Annotated in this window: 3 protein-coding genes; all 3 read right to left on the bottom strand. The window is 71.0% G+C overall.

What is annotated here, in order from left to right; translation table 11 throughout:
• A partial coding sequence (locus DD1DGNOD_RS18750; RefSeq protein WP_131770726.1) for a DUF6531 domain-containing protein occupies positions 1-4315 on the bottom strand: 4315 nt, incomplete at its 3' end.
• 191 nt (positions 4316-4506) lie between these two features.
• The gene (locus DD1DGNOD_RS18755; protein ID WP_131767794.1) at positions 4507-4803 is read right to left on the bottom strand and encodes a WXG100 family type VII secretion target; all 297 of its coding nucleotides are present in this window, start codon (positions 4801-4803) and stop codon (positions 4507-4509) included.
• Between the two features lie 54 nt (positions 4804-4857).
• Positions 4858-5306, bottom strand: a 449-nt coding sequence (locus DD1DGNOD_RS18760) for a hypothetical protein (protein ID WP_131770727.1), incomplete at its 5' end; no start/stop codon positions are given.

Raw genomic sequence — 5306 nt, forward strand, 5'->3', positions numbered from 1 at the left:
ATTCATAACGGCCGCTTTCGGGCGCGTAGTAACGGCGGTAGTTGTAATTGAGGCCGGTTTCGGGGTCGTGGTACTGGCCGGGGAACCGGAGAGGACAGTCGATGTCACCGTCAGCGGGCGGCGGGCTGGCGCCCCAGAGGGCGCTTCGGGTACGCCAGGCAAGGTCGCCGTCGGGGTCGACGAGTTCGGTGGGGGTGCCGACGAGGTCGGTGACGATGGCGTGGAACCGGGCGTCGAACCATTCCTGGTCGGCACCGTCCGGACCTTCGCCGACGCGCCGGCCGACGCGATCGTCGGTGGCCTGGCCAGTCCTGCCGTGGGTGGATCCCGCCTCATTGTCATAAGGGGGCGCGGTACTGGCGAACGGGCGGCGTTCGGACTGGATGAGCGGGCGGAAGCCGCCGGGTTCCCAGTCCCAGGTGGTGACACGGGCTGCCGGGGCGTCCCCGGCAACGTGGCTCTGTTCGGCGAGCACGACGCCGTCCCAGGCGAAGTCGACCCGCTCGGCCACCCCACCATCATCGCCAGTGCCATTGTCGGCGAAACGCTGCTTGGCGATACGCCGGCCAAACGGGTCGTACCGGTAGCGCCAGCGCCGGCCGTCCGGCGTGGTCACACCGGTGAGGCGGTCGTCGGCGTCCCAGGTATAGCGCCAGGTACGCGGCTTCGCCGACAGCCGCTTCTGCTGGCGCAGCGTGACCCGGCCCTGGCCGTCGTGCTCGTAGCGGACGCTGCCGGCACGGCGGATCAGTGTGCCGGCGTATTCCCGTCCGCCCTGCGCGGCCTCGTGCACGCCGTCACGCCCGTCGCGCTGCGCGGGCGCCGGCCAGGACGCGTCGGTGATGTTGCCCGCGGCGTCGTAGGCGTACCGCTCGGACCAGTTGGTGCCGTGGACGGCGGTGACCCGCCGCGCCGGGTCGAGATCGAACCGGCGCAGGCCGGCGAGCATGTCGTCGATCTCGGTGACGTAGCCGTCCGGGCTGTAGCTGTAGTCCCGGCGCTGGAGCAGCCGCGCTTGCCGCGCCGTCCCCGGCTCACCCGCGCGGGCCGTCCCCGGCCCGCCCGCGGTCACGGTCTGCGACAGCAGACGGTGGTTGACATCCCACGCCTGCGCCAGCACCACGCCGGTGTCCAGGCTGCGCTCCACCTCCCGACCGGCCTCGTCGTGGGCGAAACGCACAGTTCGACCGGCGGTGCGCAGGGACAGCGGCAGGTCGTTCGGGTCGTACGCCCACACGCTGGCCGCCCCGGACGGCGTCACCCGCCGCACCCGCCGGCCGAGCACGTCAAAGGTCGAGGCGACCGTCCGGCCGTTGCAGGTCTCGGCCAGCACCCGGCCGAGAGCATCCCGCTGGAGCGTGCAGTCGGCGTCGGCGTTCGTCGCCCGCACCACCCGTCCCACCGCATCGTGGGCGAACGTCGTCACGCCGCTCGCGGCGTGCTTCTCGGTGACGTTGCCGAGCACGTCGCGGACGAAACGGACGGTTTCCCCCGCGCCGTTGGTGCGCTCGACGAGCTGGCCGGCGGCGTCATACCCGTAGGCCAGCACCCGTCCGTTGAAGTCGGTCTCCCGGACCAGGTTCCCGGCCGGGTCGTAGTCGTACCGCCAGACGAGTCCCTGCGGGTTGGTGACCGTGACCAGCCGCAGCTCGGTGTCGTAGGCGAAGGCCAGCCGCGCCCCGTCCGAACCGGTCCGCGCCGCCGGCAGGTCGAAGTGCGTGGCCTCGGTGCGGGTCACCAGCCCGGCCGCGTCGACGTGCTCGACAAGGTTGCCCTCCCCGTCGTAGGTCCACCGCTCGACGGCGCCGCCCGGCAGCGCGCAGGAAGCGATCTTGCCCTCCACCGTCCAGGTGAACCGGGCCACCCCACCGACCGGGTCGGTCACGGCCACCACCCGGCCGAAGACATCCCGGTCGTAGGAGGTGACCGCGCCGAGCGGATCGGTCACCGCGACCGGCAGGCCGGCGGCGTCGGTGGCGACCCGCCGGGTGTGGCCGAGCGCGTCGGTGACGGCCGTGAGCCGGCCGCGGTCGTCATGGCCGAACGCCGTCCGCGCGCCGGCCGGGTCAACCACGGCGGTCAGGTTGCCCCGGTCGTCGTAGGAGCGTTCCCAGCGGGCGCCATCCGGTTCGACGAGGGTCACCGGCAGCCGCAGGTCGTTCCACTCCGCGCTGGCCCGGCTGCCGTCCGGCCGGAGGACCTCCACCAGGTTGCCGTCGGCGTCGTAGGCGTACAGGACGGTGCGGCCCAGCGGGTCGGTCTCGGCGAGCTTGCGGTCGTACCGGTCCCACTCATAGCTGGTGGCATGACCGAGCGGGTCGACCTGCCGCTGCAGCTGCATCGTGTCGGTGAAGTGATACTCGGTGGCGTGCCCCAGCGAGTCGGTCTCCACCGTGATGCGGCGAGCCGTGTCGTAGGTGATGGTCCCGTCGAGGCAACCGGCGGAGCCCGCGGTGCGCACCACCCGGCCGGCCTCGTCGTAGGTGTAGGCGTACTCGGTGCCGTTGCGGTCCGCCCAGCGGATCATGCGCCCGGCGGCGTCGTAGTCGAACCGCAGCGGCCGGCCCGAGGAGTTGACGACCTCGGTGAGCCGTCCGCTCGCGTCGTAGCCGTACCGGATGATCTCGGTGTCCAGCTCCCATGCCTGCCCGCGCATCCGCACGGCTGCGATCAGCCCCTGGCGGGTCTCCACCACCAGTTGGTACCCACCCGAATGGTTGATCTCGGCGAGCGTGCCGTCGTCGGCGTCGTAGCCCAGCTCAACGCGGTGGCCGTTGCGGTCACTGATCGCGGCGAGCGGCAGGGCCACGTCACGGGCGCCGTCGGCCGGGACCGCGAAGCGCAGGGTGTGCCCGGTCGCCGGGTCGGTGACGGTGTACGCGCCGTCCTCGTCGCGGGTCAACGGCAGGCGCGGGCCCTCGGCCGGCAGCACGGTTTCACCGGGCGCAGGATGCGGGTAGGCCAGCAGCACCCCATCAGGCGCGGCATAGCACACCCCCGCATCGTCGATCTCAAGCCGGTGATCCAGCGTCGAGCTCCACGACGGGCCGAACCAGCGGCCCGCCCGGTACGACGACATGTGGGTGCGCTGCAGCGTCCAGGCCAGCAGACCGGGCAGCTCGAGGTCGATCTGTTGCAGGATCATCTGCCCGTTAGCCATGTCCACCGGATCACGCCCGGTGAACCGGCAGTGCGCGGCACGCGCGAAGTCCCGAGGGTTGTGCAGTGCGTTCCGGATGGTACCGCCAGCAGCCTCGATGCCGTGGGGTATCGCCGTGACGATGTTGCGCGCCTTACCGAGGGCTGCGCCGCCGAGGGTGCGCAGTCCGGCGCCGACGAGCTTCACGCCTTGGCCGTGCGCCACCTCGCGAGCCAACCCGGCGGCGCTTCGCCCCAGCCGGGCGACGCTGACGACACCCCGCCCGCCCGGAACGAGACCGAGGACGTCCAGGCCGAGCTGTCCTAACGACGCCTGACCGCGCGCGTACCGCGCCAGCGTGTCGGAGAAGGCCACGGCGCCCGCGACCAGGGCGATCGCGACGAGCGCGAGCCCGATCGGCCCGGAGATGAACATGGCGACTACACCCGCGACCAGAGCGACATTGCGGCAGAGATCGACGAAGCCGTCCCAGGACCGGAACGGCGCGGACACCGCGTTCCACACCTTCTCGTACCACGGCTTGTTCTTGATCCCGCTGCCCGACAGTGCCTGCTCGATGTCACGGGCGCAGGTGCGCGCCACCTCCCCACGCAGCTCCGCCGCGTCCTGGGCCAGCCGCCGCGCCCGGGCCCGATCCGCGTTGGCCGCCTGCCCGCGGTGGGCGGCCGCCCGGACCTGCCCGGCGAGGTCGTGGGCGTCCCACCCCGCCGTCGCAGAACCGATCGAGGCGTCACTGAGCTCGGCCCGCGGCCACAGCAACAGCTCCCGGTCGGGCGGCAGCAGCGCCCGGACCTCCCGCAGCGCCGCCTGGTAGCGGCCCTCGGCGTCCACGCCCTGCCGCAGCGCGCCGCCCGCCCGCGTCTTCGCCTCGGCAAGACCCGTCGAATAGGTGAACAGCGCCTCCCCGCACCCGCGATAGGCACGAGCGAGCTTGGCCAGTTCGTCGGGCAGCTCGACGAGCGCCTCGGTGAACCGGGCAGCGTAGTCGCCGGTCATCCGCAGATCACCGCCACCGCCCGCGATGGCACGCAGCCGGGTGGTGTTGCTCTGGGCAAGCTCAGCCCGTTCCCGCAGCCGGGCGGCCATGGTCCGGACGGCGTCCGGGTCACCCGGGGTCGGATCACCGTCCAGCTCCAGGACACCCCAGTCACTCACCGCTGTTCTCCCCGCTTAAAATGGTAATCCTGGTCGCGTGGGGGCCGGGCAGACCTCACGCGTCCGGCCCCGGTGCGCAAAGGGTGCCAGAGCTCTGGGGCCGGACAGCCCTATCCTCGGCCGCTCTTACTTAGAGACCCTCGGGTCCTCCGAGCGCGCGAAAAGAGCCATGATCGCGCGCTCTTTGGCCACTAGCCGCCCGCCGACTGGCTGAGCGTGGCGTCGAGCTGCTGGTGCTGCGAAATGGCTTTGTTGAGGAAACCGCTCATGCCCTCCAGCCCGGCGATAGCGTTTCTTGTGCCGGTGTTCCACTGCTCGTAGGACTGCTGGAACTTCCCAGACGCCTGATCGGTGATGAACCCGCTGGTAACCAGGCTGTCGATCAGGCTCTTGAGCTGGGTCAGCTGGGATTCCATCTCGTGCTGACCGCCCGTAAGTCTGGACGCGGCGTTCTGCAGCGCTCCGTAGTCGACGTGGACGTTGGCCATGACGCACTCCCTTTCGTCAGGTGGATCCGGGCGACCGACGGAATCGCTCCAGGGCTATTGGGATGAATTCGTGACGGACAGCTGATCCGGACGCTCCCGCGACCAGGCCAGCGTGTCGCTGACAGCGTCGAACAGTTCGAACAGCTCGTCGGCGATGTCGACATGCGGACTACTCAGAACAACGTTGAGGACACCACGGTCACCGGGCACCGGAATGAGTGTCTGCATGACAACGCTGTCGATCGACACCCCGTCCGGCTCGGCCCGCTCGACCCCGCGAACACGCACGGCCCGGCCAACCGGTATCTCGACAATCGTCACAGTACGCCACGGAGATCTCCGGTCTGTCGGCGCCACGGCGGTGACCTGCCCCGCGATCGCCTCCACCGTGTTGTCCGCGGCATTCGGCGCGCCGTCGGTATGAAACACCATCACGCTCGCCACCAGACCGTCGGAGCCGTCCACGAGCTCGGCCGTCGCCGCGCAGTAGACGGCCCCCTGCC

The sequence above is a fragment of the Candidatus Protofrankia californiensis genome (assembly GCF_900634765.1).
Lineage (GTDB): Bacteria > Actinomycetota > Actinomycetes > Frankiales > Frankiaceae > Protofrankia > Protofrankia californiensis.